11 protein-coding genes and 2 pseudogenes are annotated in these 17,979 nt (G+C 40.7%); 3 read left to right on the top strand and 10 right to left on the bottom strand.

The genetic code is table 11. The features are described from left to right. Positions 1 to 21: 21 nt before the first annotated feature. The 8 genes and pseudogenes from H6G06_RS11005 to H6G06_RS11040 form a co-directional block, all read right to left on the bottom strand. On the bottom strand, positions 22 to 897 hold the full coding sequence (locus H6G06_RS11005) for a lipid kinase (protein WP_190559986.1): 876 nt from the start codon (positions 895 to 897) through the stop codon (positions 22 to 24). A gap of 419 nt (positions 898 to 1,316) precedes the next feature. After that, positions 1,317 to 1,640: pseudogene (locus tag H6G06_RS11010) on the bottom strand (STAS domain-containing protein); the annotation flags it as partial. A 7-nt stretch (positions 1,641 to 1,647) separates the two neighbouring features. Continuing rightward, on the bottom strand, positions 1,648 to 1,980 hold the full coding sequence (locus H6G06_RS11015; protein ID WP_190559988.1) for a P-II family nitrogen regulator: 333 nt from the start codon (positions 1,978 to 1,980) through the stop codon (positions 1,648 to 1,650). Between the two features lie 97 nt (positions 1,981 to 2,077). Then, positions 2,078 to 3,188, bottom strand: a pseudogene (locus H6G06_RS11020) (sodium-dependent bicarbonate transport family permease). 918 nt (positions 3,189 to 4,106) lie between these two features. Next, entirely contained in the window at positions 4,107 to 4,949 is an 843-nt protein-coding gene (locus tag H6G06_RS11025) for a nitrate ABC transporter ATP-binding protein (RefSeq protein ID WP_190559990.1), read from the bottom strand. A 159-nt stretch (positions 4,950 to 5,108) separates the two neighbouring features. Continuing rightward, a complete protein-coding gene (locus tag H6G06_RS11030; RefSeq protein ID WP_190559992.1) occupies positions 5,109 to 7,112 on the bottom strand; it encodes an ABC transporter ATP-binding/substrate-binding protein in 2,004 nt (667 codons plus the stop codon). 112 nt (positions 7,113 to 7,224) lie between these two features. Further along, entirely contained in the window at positions 7,225 to 8,064 is an 840-nt protein-coding gene (gene ntrB / locus H6G06_RS11035) for a nitrate ABC transporter permease (RefSeq protein WP_190559994.1), read from the bottom strand. A gap of 37 nt (positions 8,065 to 8,101) precedes the next feature. Next, entirely contained in the window at positions 8,102 to 9,484 is a 1,383-nt protein-coding gene (locus H6G06_RS11040; protein WP_190559996.1) for a CmpA/NrtA family ABC transporter substrate-binding protein, read from the bottom strand. 534 nt (positions 9,485 to 10,018) lie between these two features. On the opposite strand from H6G06_RS11040, the gene H6G06_RS11045 reads away from it, so the two are divergent. Next, positions 10,019 to 11,311: a recombinase family protein gene (locus H6G06_RS11045; RefSeq protein ID WP_190559998.1), complete on the top strand. Its 1,293-nt coding sequence runs from the start codon at positions 10,019 to 10,021 to the stop codon at positions 11,309 to 11,311. A gap of 69 nt (positions 11,312 to 11,380) precedes the next feature. On the opposite strand, the gene H6G06_RS11050 is transcribed toward H6G06_RS11045, so the two are convergent. Continuing rightward, positions 11,381 to 12,907: a thioredoxin domain-containing protein gene (locus H6G06_RS11050; RefSeq protein ID WP_190560000.1), complete on the bottom strand. Its 1,527-nt coding sequence runs from the start codon at positions 12,905 to 12,907 to the stop codon at positions 11,381 to 11,383. Between the two features lie 258 nt (positions 12,908 to 13,165). Here H6G06_RS11050 and H6G06_RS11055 point away from each other — a divergent pair, with 258 nt between their 5' ends. Continuing rightward, on the top strand, positions 13,166 to 14,779 hold the full coding sequence (locus H6G06_RS11055; protein ID WP_190560002.1) for an ArnT family glycosyltransferase: 1,614 nt from the start codon (positions 13,166 to 13,168) through the stop codon (positions 14,777 to 14,779). Positions 14,780 to 14,943: 164 nt separating this feature from the next. Here H6G06_RS11055 and H6G06_RS11060 read toward each other — a convergent pair whose 3' ends face one another. Then, positions 14,944 to 15,333: a hypothetical protein gene (locus tag H6G06_RS11060; protein WP_190560004.1), complete on the bottom strand. Its 390-nt coding sequence runs from the start codon at positions 15,331 to 15,333 to the stop codon at positions 14,944 to 14,946. Between the two features lie 603 nt (positions 15,334 to 15,936). Here H6G06_RS11060 and H6G06_RS11065 point away from each other — a divergent pair. Beyond that, entirely contained in the window at positions 15,937 to 17,841 is a 1,905-nt protein-coding gene (locus tag H6G06_RS11065; RefSeq protein WP_190560006.1) for a chloride channel protein, read from the top strand. Positions 17,842 to 17,979: the final 138 nt, after the last annotated feature.

Here is a 17,979-nt window from a genome sequence, read left to right on the forward strand (position 1 = left end):
CAGAATTACCACTTTACAACATTACACTGGTGGCACTAAAACACCTATAGCCCTGGGTATGACACGGAATACAGCCGGAGTATAAGTAGTGATTTCTCCATCTGTATTAATAGGATAAGCTCTGCGAGTATATACTTCAATTTCCTGTCCTTGCATAGCGCGGACTTCCCGCCAATGTATATGTCTGCCTTGGCGCATGGCTGGGAGTAAGGGTATGATTTGCCACCAATGGCTAATTTCTAGACTATAAAGATCCAGCCTTTGATCATCTATTGTAGCATCGTGAAATACAGCCATGCCACCACCATAATACCGCCCATTTCCCACAGCGATTTGTACAGTTTTGACGACAAAGGATTGGTCATTGGTACGAATTTCTGCTCTAAAAGGACGAGATTTCCAAAGTACCTGTAATGCAGTAGCTGCGTAAGCAAATATTCCCCAACGACGTTTTACTTCTCTGGTTAATTTTTGAGTAATTTTTACACTCAAACCCAGACTAGCAACGTTAAAAAAATATTTACCATTTACCCAGCCCAAATCAATGCGTCGTAAATTTCCAGCAGCAATAATTTGACAAGCTTCTGGTAAAGTATTGGGAATACCCAAAGTCCTGGCTAAATCATTAGCAGTTCCCAAAGGCAAAATACCCAAAGGTAATTGAGTATCAACTATAGCATCTACAGCAGCATTAAGAGTCCCATCACCACCACCCACAATTACCAAATCAATTTCTTTTTGGTAGCGACGGATCACATCACCCAAATGTTTGGGATTTTCTGTGGACTCTTGAATCAGATGAAAACCAAGCATTTCCAGACAATGAATAGCCTCCAATAAACCTTGTTGTCCTTGGCGGGCATGACGATTTACTAATAGTAGTGCGCGGGGATTCATGGGGCTTACCTTTTGTAGTTTAGATGTCAGTATTCTCCATGTGTTTCGACCTTGCTTGAATTGTAGTCTCAAAGCTTGGTGAGACTATAATTTAATTTCCGAACAAGTTAGGAATTACAGCAGATTGCAGATCAATGAGGTACAGAATCTAAATTGAAACCTATATACAAAGCCAGTTTTACTCCTGACTCCTGACCGGGAATTTTAGATTTTAGATTTTAGATTTTAGATTAAAAAAATTTGGTATAGGTCTGGGTTCTTCAGGACGGAAAAATCGTCAATCCAAAATCGAGTGACTCCTGCTGTATCTAGTTTAGCTTTAGCAGCCGTAAATGGATTCCTTGTTATTGAAAATAAATAAACCCCAACTTTGCATGACAAAATTGAGGATTATTGTTTTTGATTAATGATACTAGAATTTAGACAACAGGTGTATTTATTTGACTAGCCAAACTGTCAACTAAAGCTACTGCTTGTGTCAGTGCTTCCTTACGGTCTACCATCAGGTGATGGGGAGGTAGCAAACTCAAAACTCCCAAACTTTCCAACCGTTTCTTAATCTTGCCAGTTGCACCAACAATTTTAACTTGACGACCTTTTTCACAAGCTTCTCTAATTGCACTCTCTATAGTTAATGAAGCTGTAACACCCATCATCGGTACATCACCTAAGTCAAGAACAACGACATCACAATCTTTGATCGCATTATGTTCACGAGAAATCGCTTTGGAAACACCAAAGATCTTCGACTCAACAGCCGTCTGGCCCGCAGAAATGTCTTCCGTACAGTACCTCTGCTTCACAGATATAGATAATGCCCGCATAATCGGTAAAAAACTTCATTGCGACCTGATCCGCAATATTCTCGGCCATCTCCCGATTTTCGGTGAGTACCTCGAACTTTACATTTGAATCGGTGTCAGCAGTGTTGGGTTTACCCGTAGAGCGCACGTTGCGACTGCCTTTACCGCCAGTATCCACCACCGTATAACCAGTCGCCCCGCATTCATCAATGATCTTGGCGACCTTTTTCAGCAGAACCTTTTCCGTGACTATGACGAGCTTGTTGGCACGCTTGGACATATTGCTTACCTCCTTACTTACGTAAATTTATATTATATACTGAGTTGCTTAGTCTGCCGGGTCAAGGGAGCGCCAACAGACCGCGACCCGTCTGGGATTAGCCGCCTATCGCCTGGGCAAGCCCGATAAAGAACGGTATACACAAGCCGATTGCAATGGGCGTACCGACGGCTGTAGACGCGCCTATATAGGCGGATGGATTAGCCGACGGGATACCGGCTCGCAATGTGGGAGGACCTGAGATGTCTGAACTAGAGGAAGCGATGACAGCCAGGACGACGACACCGCCCATGCTGAATCCCGTGGTGTAGTGGGCAATCATGCCTAAACCGAACGCAATTAAGCCGTGTATAAACGGTGCTATTACACTATACACGACGTACCATTGAGCTACCTTACGCAGTTCGCCAATTCTTGACCAAGCTTCCATACCCATGACCAGCATCAAGATCGAAAGCAAGCCGCGAAAGGCGGGATCGTAGAAGCTTTTATAGACACTTTCCGGCTGAGTGAACAGTCCAAGAGCGAGGCCTAACAACATTGCTGATAAAGCAGGACCCCGGAGGCTTTCCTCGATGATCGGCCATATCTTGACCCGATTATCACCAGGATCTTTCTGCTGGCTGAGATACTCCTGCCGGGTGCTGGGATAATCGCCTGCCGCAACGGGCTGCTTACTAAAAGACTCCTGCATGGCAGAGTCGGCTGATTCTTTAAGTTTCTTCTTGTTTAGGTAAATATTTAGCTACCACAATCGCAGTTACGAGTGCGGGGATATCCATAAAGGGATAGAGTGCGCCAGTCCATGCTTCAAATGGAATTTTTTGTTCTTCCAGTACCGTTAGTCCGGCGGCCATGGTAGAACCACTCACGGCTCCAAACAACCCCCCAGTAGCGATCGCATCCACAGTTCTGACCTTAGGCAGCTTGGCCAATGTATAACGGGCGACGAATACAACCCCAATACCTGTGATTACAGCAAACAATGCGGGTAAAATCATGTCCGCTAGGTTGGAATTACGGATCGCAATTCCACCGGTTAGACCGATTTTGGTCAGCAGCATGAAGACGATGATCGTACAAATTGACTCTGGAATTACCAATTCACTACCAAGGGCAGCAATGATCATCCCACCAATCAAAAAGGCCAGTGTTGGGGACTGCAACTGGGCAATAAAGTCCGTGATAAATAAGGACAGAAAATCCACGAATACCTCCTTGTGACTCCTCTAATGAGGAGTATTACAATAAATGAACTAAATGAACTTTAAAGAGCTAAAGAAAGTAAGTAAGAGTGAGGCGTTTCACCCATTAAACCTAAGCACAATACCTGTCTTCATCTGTCAATAAATTTACTTGGTCAACAATAATGCAACCATGTTAATTTGGCAGTAATAATCTTGGGTCCAAATCCAAAATTTAGATACCCAGCTTATTTGTATGCGAAAATAGTTGGTATTAGCTAACTTTTGCTGACACAAGCCGAAAAATTGAAGCTGTTAAAATTACAAATAAATCTCATTGATTAACAGCCTTTGCAGATTTATGTTGGTCAGATGAATATATTAATCTTAAGCTAAAGATTGGCTCTTAGCATTTTAGTGTGATTAAAACATTTTTCTCAAAATACATTTGTAAATGCTCCTCAAGTAGTGCTTAACTGTTTCCTCAGTACAAAAAACAGCAAGCATAAAACATCTTGCTGATTTGTGATTATGTTTGACAATTTACATGGACTGTGCATTAAGGTTCTACTCAAGGAGTAATCTTAGTTACCCTGAAACACAATCATGCAGAACTATCTACCCAGTTTGATTTTTGCAGTTGAAACCGGGGATCAACTGTTTGATTAAAAATAATATACCGCCTTTAAGGTCTAAAAAATTAACCCAAAGACACGAATTATTAAATAAATATTAGATACCTCATATAAGGAATAACTTATATGTCATCAAAAAATTGCCTGTAATTGTCAATGTATAATATTTTGTCTATGGTAGCTATTATTTATTCATCAGGGAATAGGAAATAAAAGGCATAATGTGCATCACCAGTTACTACTAGAGACTACATAGTTTAGGCTATTTAAAGGTATATAGGCGAACTATAGTTCGCCCAATTTTTTGCTAACCTACATCATCATGGGCAAAGCGATTAAACAGGAAGTCTAACGCATAGTTACGGAGTTGATAATATTGGGGATCTTCCATAATTCTGGCTCTATCCCGTGGCCTACCAAATGGAATTTCCATCACTTCCCCAATTTTGGCATGAGGTCCATTGGTCATCATTACCAATTTATCAGCCAAAAACAGCGCCTCATCAATATCATGGGTAATCATCAACACCGTACAGCGGTTATCATTCCAGATTTTTAGCAACTCTTCCTGTAATTCTTCCTTCGTGATAGCATCCAAAGCGCCAAAAGGTTCATCTAAAATCAACACCTTGGGACGAATAGCCAAAGCACGGGCGATAGAAACCCGTTGTCTCATCCCCCCAGACATTTGCATGGGTTTCTTTTCCATAGCGTCACCTAAACCCACCATTGCCAAATGGTCTCGGACAATAGCCCGTTTTTCCGCTTCTGGTTTGGTAGGGTAAACTGCATTTACAGCCAGATAAATATTTTCAAAAGCCGTTCTCCAAGGTAATAACGCATAGTTTTGGAAAACCACCATTCTGTCTGGACCAGGCTTGGTAATTGGTTGTCCTTCTAACAGCACTTGTCCGGTGGTGGGAAAGTTAAAGCCAGAAACCATATTTAACAGCGTGGACTTTCCACAACCAGAGTGGCCGATAACGCAAAGAAATTCACCTTGTTCAACGTTGAGGTTAACACCATCAAGGACGGTAAATGGTCCATTTTTGGTGGGATAAACTTTGCAAACTTCCTTAATTTCTAGGAAAGATTGACGGCTGATTGTGCTGGTAGCGGTGTTGGTGGTTCTCAAGTTACGGTTTTGCATTTTAAATTTTAAGTTTTGAATTTTTTAATATCTTGTTATCTCGTTCCCAGTCTCAGACTGGGAATGCTCTCACGAGGCTCTGCTTCTGGTATCGTTGAAGGCAGAGCCTTCCATAATTCATTCCCATACAGAGTATGGAAACGAGAAAGAAGGTTTGTTTTAAGCTGCTGTTCGTCTGGGTGCATCTAGAACAACTTCAGCAATAGAAAAATCGCGTTTAATTTCTAAGCCGTTGAGATAGCTAATGGGGTCATCGGCGTTGAAGGGTTTACCATCAAATAATTGAATCGGTTGACGGGTGTAACTAATATCTAAACCCAGTTCTCTAGCTGCTGTACTGAAAACACGCACTCGACAAACTCGTTCGACAATTTCTACCCAATTTCTGGGGAAGGGAGTATCACCCCAACGCGCCAATTGAGTCATAATCCAAATTTGTTCTGTCCGACTGGGGCGATTAATTGCAGACTCGGAATAAAATTGGTGATGGGCATATTCCCGCATGGGATGGTCTAAGTCACAGCTTGCACCATTGACATCTTCAATTTGGATATAGTCAATATCTGTGCTGACATATTCCCGACTTGCTAAAATTTGGCGAACTTCTTGGGCGTTGGCAGGATCTGCACAATATTGGCAAGCTTCTAGTAAGGCTTTGGTTAAGGCAATATGGGTATTAGGATAAGTTTCTGCCCAATCTTCTCGCACTCCCAAAACTTTACCGGGATGTCCTAACCAAACTTCTAAATCAGTCGCAATGGTAAAGCCTGAACCTTCTACCGCAGCGCGATAATTCCAAGGTTCACCGACGCAGTAACCGTCAATGGTTGCGCTTTTTAAGTCTACTACCATCTGGGCAGGGGGGATATTTTTCATATCCACATCAACATCAGGATCAATTCCACCGGCTGCTAACCAATAACGTAGCAGTAAGTTGTGCATGGATGCAGGATGGACTACACCCATTCTGTGTTGTTGTTCGCGGGTCTTGAGAAGGTAATTTTTGAAGTCGGATAAACTGTGTACACCTTGATCATAAAAGCGTTTAGCTAAGGTAATGGCGTTACCGTTGCGGGTCATGGTCAGGGCTGTGACAACGGGTAAGGGTTCGTTTTTATTCCCTCCCAAACTTAACCACATTGGCATTCCTGATGGCATTTGTGCGGCATCTAAATAACCGCCTGTCATCCCATCTACAATTCCCCGCCAACTACTTTCCCGGACTAAATTAACTTCATCTAAACCATGTTTAATAAAAAAGCCTTTTTCTTTGGCTATTGCTAGGGGCGCGCAAGCAGTGAGGGGTAAGAAGCCAATCTCTAAATTAACTTTTTCTAACCCATGACGAACAACCGCAGCGGTTTTTCTGGCTCGAATTTTCTTGACGCGTTTTTGTTGGTTGAGGAAGTAAATCATTTCACTCCGCAAGGTGTAGTAACTAGGATGTTTTACTACTTCCATGCGTTTGCGGGGTCTGGGAATATCTACTTCTAAAATGTCACCAATTTTAGATTCGGGCCCGTTAGTTAACATGACAATTCTGTCAGATAACAAAACGGCTTCGTCTACGTCATGTGTCACCATAACAGCGGTAACTTCGTTTTCTTCGCAGATTTTCATTAATTGTTCTTGCAAATTACCGCGAGTAAGTGCATCTAAAGCACCAAAAGGTTCGTCTAGTAGTAATAGTTTAGGACGAATTGCCAAAGCGCGAGCGATCGCTACCCGTTGTTTTTGTCCACCAGATAACATCCCTGGTTGTTTGTCTGCATGGGGACGTAAACCTACCATATCTATATGTCTTTCGATTATGGCTTTACGTTCTGCTGCCGGCATCCCATTTAAGACTGAATCTACCGCTAAGGCAATATTTTCTCTGACTGTTCGCCAAGGTAAGAGAGAATAATTTTGAAACACCACCATTCTATCAGGCCCGGGTTTGCTGATTCTTTGTCCTTCCAAAGTCACCAAACCTTCTGTTGGTAAATCCAAACCGGCAATCATGTTTAAAAGCGTGGATTTTCCGCAACCGGAGTGACCAATTAAAGAAACAAATTCGCCTTTTTTAATTTGGAGATCAATACCTTTGAGGGCAATATATTGACCGCCACCAGTTAATTCAAAAACTTTATCAATTTGATCAACGCCAACAAATATAGACATATTATTTGATGATTGGTGATTAGTAATTGGTGATTGGAAATTGGTGATTAGTAATGGGTAATTAGTAATTTGTGGCTGGTAACTTTCTTACCTATTACCTATTACCAAATCTCTATTTTTGTTCTGAGGGAAGAATCCTGTTTTGTAGTGCAGCCATGAGTTTATCTAAAATTAGACCAACAACACCGATATAAACTAGAGCCAAAATAACTTCGCTGACGTTGTTATTTTGATAGGCATCCCAGATAAAAAAGCCAATTCCTACAATCCCGGACATAACGATTTCTGCGGCGATAATTGCCAACCAAGCCAAACCAATGGCAATTCTTAAACCAGTAAAAATGTAGGGTAGTGCTGAGGGAATAAGAATGTTAAAAAAGTATTCTTTTTTGGAAAGTTGCAGAACTTTAGCAACGTTGTTGTAATCTTGGGGAATTTGTGTTACACCCACTGCGGTGTTAATGAGAATTGGCCAAATTGCAGTAATGAAAATTACAAATAATGCTGCTGGTTCGTTTTGGCGCAAAGCTGCCAAAGAAATAGGCACCCAAGCTAAAGGTGGTACGGTTCTGAGTAATTGAAATAGGGGATCTAAAGCCTTGGACATGGTTTTATTGACACCAATCAAAACGCCCAAGCCAATACCGACAATTGCCGCTAATGTATAGCTAATAGCAACCCGTTGTAAACTAGCCCAAATTTGCCAAAACAGCCCTTTGTCAGTGCCACCCTTATCATAGAAGGGATACAAAATTAAGATCCAGGTGTCTTGAATAACCTTTATTGGACCTGGTAGTGTTGCCCCTGGAGTCCAAGAGAATAATTGCCAAATAGTTAAGAAGATCAGGAGGGCAATAGCTGGCGGAACAAGTTCAGGAAATTTTTTTTGCAAACTTGATAAAAAGCTGTTATCAAATTTAGGGCTTGTAGAACGTTTTTGAGCTAAAGTCATGGATGTTATTCTCCTCAAATTTACTAATGACTAATGACTAAACAGCAACTTTTTTGATTTTCAAACTCTTAAGATATTCTTCTGGCTTTTCTGGGTCAAATTTAACGCCATCAAAGAATTCTTCTACTCCACGAGAGGTACTTGTGGGAATATCAGCAGCAGGGACTCCTAATTCTTTAGCGGCTTCTTTCCAAATATCTTCACGGTTAACTTTTTTAATTAATTCTTTAGCTTTGGTTGCACCATTAGCAATGTAATCTTGTGGCAAGAATCCCCAACGCACGTTTTCAGTTATAAACCATAAATCATGACTTTGGTAAGGATAAGAAACACTGCCTTTTTCATCTTTCCAATAATAAGCAGCCATTGATTTATCATCAATTTTACGACCATCACCCATGTCATATTTACCTTGATATGGGTTGGCAAGAATTTCTGGTGAAGATAAGCCAAAATATTTTTTAGCCGCGAGAATTTCAGCCGCTTCTTTACGGTTGTCAAAGTTATCTAGCCATTGCTGGGCTTCCATGATGCCTTTGAGTAGGGCTTTTGTGGCTTTGGGATGTTGATCAACCCAATCTCCTCTCATGGCAAAATATTCTTCTGGGTGATTTTTCCAAATTTCGGCTGTTAATGCGGCCATGAAGCCAATTTTGTCGTTAACAAGGCGAAATGGCCAGGGGTCGCCGGTACTGAAAGCGTCCATTGTGCCGGTTTTCATGTTGGCGACTGTTTGTGCCGCAGGTACTGTCAACAATTTGACATCTGTCTCCGGGTCAATTCCACTTGCGGCTAACCAGTAGCGAATCCACAAGTCTTGGTTAACGTGGGGGAAGGTAAAAGCGGCAGTGAAGGGCGTGGAGGATTTAAGCTGTGCTAATAAAGGTTTAGCACCATCAAGTTTTAAGCTAATACCTTTCCCTAGATGTTTGTTAGCGATCGCTATTGCATTACCATGGGTAACTAACTGCGCCAATACATACATGGGAATTTGTTTATTCCCTTTGGTAATTTTTCCTTCAGTAATTAAGTGGGGCATGGGCATTTGCCATTGACCACCATCAATACCACCACCAGCAGAACCAATTTCTACGTTATCCCGTGCTGAACCCCAAGAAGCTTGTTTAGAAAGTTCTACCTCGGTCATCCCATGTTTGGCGAAAAAGCCTTTTTCTAGGGCAATAATTAATGGTGCGGCTTCAACAATGGGGATATATCCAAGTTTTGCTTTTATCGTTTCTGGTTTCTGTTCTGGGTTATTATTAGCTACTGGTTGAACAGCAGATGGAGTAGATGTACCGCCACTGTTACCAGCTTCTGGAGGATTGCCTAGACAGCCTTTCAGGAAAACAGCACCGGCTGATGCGCCTGCTGTAACGATAAATTTCCGCCGAGAAAATTGATTTAAAAAATCTGACATAAGACATCTCCTGGATTACAAATTTATTTTTTACGCATGAAAATTACAGCAATAACAAAAAAATCTTGCATTTATTGCCTCTGTACTAAAATATATTTAGTCATGCGAAGCCAACATTTTCTGATAGAAAATGGCTAACTCGGCTATGGAAACAAAGTTTAATTGCTTTGGGTCGCTAGGAGAAATGGGGAAGCATCTCTGACCTAGTGAAATTTAGTGTACAGGTTTTTTATACAAATTGATCAACATGGAAAGGCAATTATTAAATAAATACTAAATTGGATATATAAGTAAAAATTTATAATGAGGACTTAATTTTGAGTAAACTTTCTAATATATATTATGGGGCTGATGATTATGATTATATTTAGACGATGAACACCATAACTGTGAGTTAAGTTAAGCACATGAAAAAGGCATGAATAGATAATTTTGATGCTAACTATAGAATAACATCTTCATCTATAGATTGAATCCTATGATGAAGATTTATTATAACCTATGAATGAGTATATTTTCCTAAAATGAAAACTAATGAAAATTATTGCTTACAGTTTCACTGAACCACTTTTAGAAACGTCTCCGGATCAAGCTAGTTGGGGTTGGGAGATAGATCGAATATATCAGGATTTGGGAGAGCGATCTCAACTACAACAATTACTAAATGACTGTGACACAGAACCTGCTAATTATCTACTGCTTCGCCGTTTAGAAGAATTGGGGGATACATTAGAACAAGTGAGCGATCGCCTCAACCAACTAGAAGCAATGGGGGTAATGGTAATTGCTACAGAACAAGCTTACACCTCAAAAGCCTCAGAATTCCGCCTTGAACTCCTAAACTTACTCCAGCAAATTCAACGTCAACAGCGCAGTCGCAGTATCCGTCAAGGACACGCCCGAAATCGTCTCGATGCCTCACCACCACCAGGTAAAGTCCCCTATGGCTACCGCAGAGGCAAAGGAAAATATACTATTGATCGCAGTACATCGCCGATAGTCAAAGATTTTTTTGACAACTTTTTACTTTATGGTTCTTTACGTGGTTCAGTTCGTTATATAGCCAAAAAATACGCTAAAAAAATCTCTGTCACCACAGGAAGACGTTGGTTAACAAATCCTGTTTATCGTGGTGATACCGCTTATCAAAATGGGGAAATTATTTCTGATACTCATCTGAGTATTATTTCTAGGGAAGAAGCAGCGCAAGTTGACCGACTTTTACGCAGGAATAGCCGTTTACCATCTCGTACCGCCAGTGCGCCCCATTCTTTAGCTGGTTTAGTTGCTTGTAGCCAGTGTCAGGCGCAAATGATAGTCACTCGTGTTACTCAGCGTTATCAAGAAAAGAAGTATTTATATTTACGGAATACAAACTGTCCCCAAATTCCTAAATGTCGTGCTATTTCTTACCCAGAAGTTTTAGAAAAGACAATTGAAATTGTTTGTCGAGACTTACCTCTAGCAGTAGCAGCAATGAATTTTCCCCAACTGGATGCTATTAAAAATAGTCTAAATGAAGCTGTCGCCCGTCAACAAGAAATTCTCCACCAATTACCCACCTTTATAGAAACCGGAGTATTGGATACAGAAACAGCAAAATTAAGGTCTTACAAACTCCGCACAGAAATATCTCAACTTCAAGCTAAGTTAGCTATTCTCCCCCCTGTAAATTTGCGTTCTGTCGCTGAAGCTGTTTCTATTCCCCAATTTTGGTTAGACTTATCAGAAGTAGAACGACGATTTTATTTGAGAGAATTTATTCGTAAAATAGATATTGTTCGCCAGGGTGAAAAGTGGGATTTGCAAGTAATTTTCATTTTTTAATTGGTCAGTCAGTTGTCGGTTTTTATTATCCCTCTTTCCTCTTTCCAATCCCCAATCCCCAATCCCTAATTAATCTTCATCTCGACTTCTAGCTGATGTTGGTGATTTACCACCAGCATTGCGAACGTTCATCACTTTACTAAGTAAATCGAACCAAAAAGGCGCTCCCATTGCAATAGCAAAACCGCTTATTATCCAACCAGCAATCATGCTTAAACTAACAATAGGCACACCATTGATATTGATTGGATTCTGTCCCAGTTGCTCTTGTTTGTTATCATCTGTCCAACCAATTGGGAGATTAATTTCCTCTAAAATCTGCTTAGTATCTATATTGCTGAGATTGGGAGAGTTGGATTGCTTCTCTATTGTTTGTACAGCTTTATAAACAACGGCTTCTCGCAGCACCGTATCTGTCGATAAGCGATTAATAATATGAAATGTATCAGCATTAGCGGCAAAAGCTAAAGCAATACCAATCAAAATTGCTACTCCTTTAGCATTTCGTTTGTAAACACCACCTGCTCGCTGCATAGAACTATCAAAACTGTCTTCAATTTCTCTCTGTAATATTTTAATACCTTCCTCTGTGCTTTTAGCTCTGTATTGCGCCCGCTTGGCTAAGGTTGCGATATTCTTTTTCATCACAGGTGGTAGGCTATCAATCAATTCTATAATGGTTTTATACGTTTCACTATCTTTATCTTGTATAGCTGTTTCGATTCCATCATACACAGCATTACTTGTATTCATTAATTGCACAATTTCATTAAGATTAGGCTTTAACCCGCCGATAATTATTGCTTCTTCAACACCAGGAAAAGTATGTTTATGAAAAGCTCGCAATCGCTGCCAAGTTTCTAGAAAAATTTTATTTTCATCTTCTATATTCGCTTGAAAGTTATCTATATATTTATCCAAGCTATCCTTCATCCGAGTAATACTAGTCTCTATATCAAGTTTGTTATCTTTAAAATCAGCAACAATTTGGGTATATTCAAAATTAAGATTTTTAAAGTCTTCTTTGATATCCTTAGAAATCTGATTTGATAAGTCGGTACTTTTTATTTGTCTTAGAGACCTAGTTAAAATTCTTTCCACCTCTTGCAAACGTTGGTTTTTGAATTTTTCTAACCTTACTTCCGTTAAGCTATGGATGATTTTTGGTAATTTTAATTCTTCAATAAGACTTGTAGCAAAAATATCAGCAGAAATATAAGAGGGCGCACTATGTTCATCAGGAAAAGTCTTCTCATCCTGTGGAGATTTAGCCATTGCTTTTCTGAGTGGACGAGTTATGTCCGCCGTCATCCAAGTCAATTTTCTTGGTAAAGTTGAGAAAAATCCTTTGGCTTCTTGGTTGATACTTTTAATCAAAGGATTTGCATAAATATTATTGACTAGTTTAATTACTTCGGGTTTTTCTTTTTCGTCCAAATTACCAGACAAGAAAATTTCAATTGATTGCTTTAAGTGTATAGCACGCCATTGCATCACTGTAGCAATCAGTTCTTGAATTTCTGATGCTAACAAACTTAAAATTAGGTAAATAAAAATTAAACCCAGAGCGATATCTAAAATCACAGGTAGGCGCATTGACAGACTCCTTCAGGGTAATTGACCAATTTAGCTTTGTATTCTTTATATCATTTAAATTGAAAAAAGCTTGTTAAATTGTTTTAAAAATAACCAAGAAAAATTTTCTCTAAAAAATTATCATTGTCTAGAGAAAACTGAGCTAATTTTGGATCTAGCCATTGCTTGTGAAAACAGTTTGTGACGGTATGGCAATATTGGAGATTCACTCTGGTCTCTATGGAATCAAACCAGCGAGTAAAATGATTAGCATAGAATATGCAAGAAGGAAGCTATATTTGGACTCATCTAGAAAAACAGCATCGCGCAGTTGACAAATGGATTGATGGAATATGGCTGATAGTATTGCTGTTGGCGGCAATATTGCTATTTAGCATCAATCTTGGGGAACTGCCGCTAAGAGATTGGGATGAAGGCACTGTGGCACAGGTCGCCAGAGAAATTTGGCGGGACTCAGCAGGTTCTATGCGCTGGCTTTACCCTACTTTGGGAGGTGAACCATACTATAACAAGCCACCCCTCATGCACTGGCTAATTGCTTGGGCTTACTCCCTGGGTGGTGTGAACGAATGGACAACTCGCTTACCTAGTGCTATGCTTACAGCCCTTTCTGTGCCATTACTGTATTGCATTGGCAGAGAGATATTTCGCCTCCGTTGGGCTGCTGTTTATAGTGCCTTGATTTATCTGACAATGCTACCAGTAGTGCGTCATGGCAGATTAGCAATGCTAGATGGCGTAGTGGTAAGCTTGTTGATGGTAATGATGTTGTGTGTGTTGCGATCGCGCAGAGACTTACGTTATTGCCTTGGTATTGGTATCAGTTTTGGGCTGATTTGCCTAACTAAAGGCATGGTAGGTATATTATTAGGTGCTATTGCTGTAGTCTTTCTCTTTTGGGATACACCAAGACTACTCACCAATTACTATCTGTGGATAGGAATCTTCATCGGCATTCTACCTGTGTTGGGTTGGTATGCTGCCCAACTACTGCGATATGGTTATCCTTTTTCCCAAATTGATTTAGGCGATCAATCCTTGAATCAAATTGCTGCTGTTGCCAATGGTCAGCCTCAACCACCTTGGTATTATCTCATAGAAATTCTCACATGGACATGGCCTTGGCTGGTATTTTTTCCCGAAACTGTGCGCTACACCTGGGAAAATCGGAATCTTAGCTGGGCGAAGCTGATCATAGTTTGGACTGGTGTTTGTTTACTGCTCATTTCTCTAGTTAGTGTGAAACTGCCTTGGTATATATTCCCAATTTATCCCAGCTTTGCTTTGGCCTTTGGTTTCCATTTAACACAAGCCGAGAATTTGCGTTTATTCCCATCCTATCCCCGTGCTTGGGTAACTAGTTTTGCGATCTTGGCTCTGGTAGCTTCTGCGGGTACTATTTATTTTAGTTGGGTGAGCGCAGGGACAACAGACTTACAGATGATTTGGGCCGCAGCTGCTTTGACTATGACTTTGGCAGCGATTTTGGCAGAACGAGGTGATAGGCAATTTCTGAAGATTTTAGTTTGGGGAAGTTATATTTCCCTGCTATTGTTGGTGAAATCTAACTACTGGGTGTGGGAACCAGGAGAAGCTTATCCAGTCAAACCTGTGGCCGCAATGATAGCACGTGCCAATCCCGCAGTTCGACAAATCTACACATCTTTTCCCTATTCTCGTTCATCCTTGGATTTTTATAGCGATCGCACCATTATTCCTGCTTCTTTTGGCGACCTGCAATATTATTGGCAGTATAATGGAAAATCCTATTTCCTGGTGAATGCTTCTGCGTTAGACAGTCTCAAACTCAAATCTATCAAAGTAGTTGATCAAGCCGCAGGTTGGCAATTAATTACAAAAGATACCAATTGATGGTATTAAGGAGTCAGGATTCATGATACAGAATACAGAATGCAGAATACATAAAACTTTGAGCATCATGCTTGATATTTTGGATAAAATCTCGAATATGTTAATTCCTGATTTTACAATTCTTCTGACTCCTGACTCCTGACTCCTGACTCCTGAATTCTTAGTTAAGGTAAATATTCTTCTCCGGTTTCATTTAACTTCTCATTTCCTGGAAGCTGGTGCTGGTTGTAGCTTGTGCTTTCCTGGGTTATGGCAATTGTAGTCAATAAAACTGCACATCCCATAGCCAAAGCTAATAAAGGATGCTTAAGAAGAAGTAAATCTCTAATCATCCTCGCTAGAGGTCGGCTTTGACGACGCAAAGCCGAAGTAATGACAATTTTTTTCCAAGTAAACGGATCACGGACGTAGTGACCACTTTTACAAACTACAAGTTTTTCCTGACAATAAGGACAAGTAAATAAGCCAATGTAAGTCTTAACAGGCTTTGTCCTGTTATTTCTTTGGCAAATTGGGCAAGTAACATAATTATTATCAAAGGTGTGTATATTCATCTAGCTCGTCCGCCTAGTCCATTTACTCTCTCTATAACAATAGCTATAATCACTAGTGAGGAGTTACATGAGTTACATGAGTATAAGATTTATAAGAATTACAGGAGTATGGCTTACACCACGCAGCGCAGTTCAGGAGTAAAAATTAATTTTTCTCCCCAACTTCCCAACTCCCCAACTCCCCAACTCCCCAAAACAACCACTCACGGTTACAAATAGCAACTTGTGTTACTTAGTAGCCTTGGCAATATTCTCTGAACATTAGTAATGCACCACACATATAATTATCTTGCAACCACTCAGATCTACATAGCCGTAACACGAGTATAGCCAGATTTGGGTGAGAATGACTCTTAGTTACTGTTGTTGGAAACTATGTTCACTCAGCCGACAGTTACCTCAGCACTCATTCAGAACCACTAACTATTAATTCTCTCCCATTTAACCATTCTCCTCACAAAAATTTTAACTGCTTGTCTGGTTTTATCAAAGCTTTGTAAATCAAGCAGAGCAAGCATACTTGTCTGGTTGTTAAATCATGCCTCACAATGAGAATTAACAAATAAAAAATTAAATTTTTTCTTACATTTACCCCGTATCTCCATGACTCTCTTGCCTCCTACTCAACTGCGGAAGGTAAATCAACTAGCTGCCTTTCCCACATCTTCTGCTCGTTTAACTCATCTGATCAATCGCTTTCAACCATCACCAGAAACAGTAGTGCTGTTTTTAGCAATGCTCATTGGTGGTGGTACGGGGATGGGTGTAGTCACCTTTCATTATTTAATCCAGCTGATTCATGATTTGATGCTGGAAAATTTCATGGGACAGATAGGAGTCTGGGGTGCTTGGACTTTAGCTTGTGTTCCTACTTTGGGCGGACTAATTGTAGGCTTAATGCGTTGGCGCACTCAAGATTTTGGGCCTGGACTTTCATCTTTAATTGCTGTCTCTCAGGGTAGAGAAGTTAAGCAGCAACTACGACCTGTTAGCAAGATGATAGCTGCTGCTGTTTCTTTAGGTAGTGGAGCATCTTTGGGTCCAGAAGGTCCAAGTGTAGAAATTGGCACTAATTTTGGGGTGTTGTTGTCGGATGTGCTGCAAGTTTCTCAAGAGAGACAGCGGCTGCTTTTGGGTGCAGGTGCTGCGGCTGGTTTAGCAGCTGGGTTTAATGCTCCCATTGCCGGGGTATTTTTTGCTCTAGAGGTAGTGATGGGAGCTACATCTTTTGCTACTTCGGCTGTGAGTGTGGTTTTGCTTGCAGCGGTGGTAGCAGCTTTAATTGCTCAAATTGGTTTAGGGAGCCAACCTGCTTTTGCCTTACCTGCTTACCAAGTCCGCAGTCTGTTAGAATTACCGCTTTATCTAGGCTTGGGTTTGGGCGCAAGTTTAGTTGCTCTGACTTATACACAATCTATTCGTTTGATTAAAGCATTCTTTGCGGGACGGTTTAAAGGATTTGAATTTTTGGGCAAGATTCCTAAACCTATTCAACCAATTATTGGTGGTGCAGTAGTTGGTTTAGTGGCTTTGCAGTACCCACAAATTTTGGGCATTGGTTATGGAACTGTACAAGCGATGCTGCAAGATCAGGAGTTTTCCTTGAACTTGTTACTCGTACTCATGGTGTTGAAGGTGCTGATGACGGCAGTTAGTTCTGCTAGTGGTTTTGTGGGTGGTTTGTTTGCCCCAGCAATGTTTTTAGGTGCATCTTTTGGGTCTGCTTATGCCAAAATTTTGGCTTTGATAGCGCCAACAATTGGTGAGTATATGGCTGCTCCTCCAGCTTATGCAATGGTGGGTATGGCTGCTGTTTTAGCGGGTAGTGTGAGAGCGCCGTTAACAGCTATTTTAATGTTGTTTGAATTAACCCGTGATTACCGGATTGTTTTACCTTTGATGGCAGCGGTGGGTTTAAGTGTATGGTTGGTAGAGCGAATCAAGCCAACTATTAATTCTAATTCCAATCTTCAACAGATTGGTCTTTCGGAATTGAAAGATAAGCAGGTGGAAATTGTGCAGCAAATTTCTGTGGCAGATGCTATGCACTCCTATCCCAAAAAAATGCCGGCGACTCTTGGGGTTTTGGAGGCAGCTATGGAAATGATCCGCGATCGCTCACACAGTGCTTTAGTGATTGATGCCGATGAACAATTAGTAGGTATTCTTTCTCTAGACGATATTAACCGCACTCTTTCTCTTTGGGAAAATTACCACAATTCTCCTAGTGAAATACAGGCTAATTTTTCTAGCCAAACACTCATAGATATTTGTACAACTGACATTCTCTACGCTTGGCAGGATGAACCTTTATCGGAAGCTTTAGACCGCATGGCACTGCGAGGTTTGCATCAGCTACCAGTGGTAGCAAGAAACAACCCCGACTGCATTTTAGGTTTACTAGAAAAAGAGCAAATTGCTTTAACTTGCAATTTGGCAGCTACGCGCAAGGCATTACAGCACTATTTACCAATCCTACCTACAACAGATATAGTCATTGGTCATTAGTTATAGTGAATAGGGTGCAGGGGAGGCAGGGGAAGCAGGGGAGGTATAGGGAGAAAAATCTGTTGTTTCTCCTGACTCCTAATTCCTAATTCCTAATTCCTAATTCCTGACTCCTGACTCCTGACTCCTGAATTCTTA

This window comes from Anabaena sphaerica FACHB-251 (assembly GCF_014696825.1).
Taxonomy (GTDB): Bacteria; Cyanobacteriota; Cyanobacteriia; order Cyanobacteriales; family Nostocaceae; genus RDYJ01.

What these genes read in the sequence shown, in the direction of transcription:
- H6G06_RS11015 (WP_190559988.1), bottom strand. Translation starts at nt 1,980, where the DNA reads ATGTCCAAGCGTGCCAACAAGCTCGTCATAGTCACGGAAAAGGTTCTG.
- H6G06_RS11055 (WP_190560002.1), top strand. Translation starts at nt 13,166, where the DNA reads ATGCAAGAAGGAAGCTATATTTGGACTCATCTAGAAAAACAGCATCGC.
- H6G06_RS11060 (WP_190560004.1), bottom strand. Translation starts at nt 15,333, where the DNA reads ATGAATATACACACCTTTGATAATAATTATGTTACTTGCCCAATTTGC.
- H6G06_RS11045 (WP_190559998.1), top strand. Translation starts at nt 10,019, where the DNA reads ATGAAAATTATTGCTTACAGTTTCACTGAACCACTTTTAGAAACGTCT.
- H6G06_RS11030 (WP_190559992.1), bottom strand. Translation starts at nt 7,112, where the DNA reads ATGTCTATATTTGTTGGCGTTGATCAAATTGATAAAGTTTTTGAATTA.
- H6G06_RS11025 (WP_190559990.1), bottom strand. Translation starts at nt 4,949, where the DNA reads ATGCAAAACCGTAACTTGAGAACCACCAACACCGCTACCAGCACAATC.
- H6G06_RS11040 (WP_190559996.1), bottom strand. Translation starts at nt 9,484, where the DNA reads ATGTCAGATTTTTTAAATCAATTTTCTCGGCGGAAATTTATCGTTACA.
- H6G06_RS11005 (WP_190559986.1), bottom strand. Translation starts at nt 897, where the DNA reads ATGAATCCCCGCGCACTACTATTAGTAAATCGTCATGCCCGCCAAGGA.
- H6G06_RS11065 (WP_190560006.1), top strand. Translation starts at nt 15,937, where the DNA reads ATGACTCTCTTGCCTCCTACTCAACTGCGGAAGGTAAATCAACTAGCT.
- ntrB (WP_190559994.1), bottom strand. Translation starts at nt 8,064, where the DNA reads ATGACTTTAGCTCAAAAACGTTCTACAAGCCCTAAATTTGATAACAGC.
- H6G06_RS11050 (WP_190560000.1), bottom strand. Translation starts at nt 12,907, where the DNA reads ATGCGCCTACCTGTGATTTTAGATATCGCTCTGGGTTTAATTTTTATT.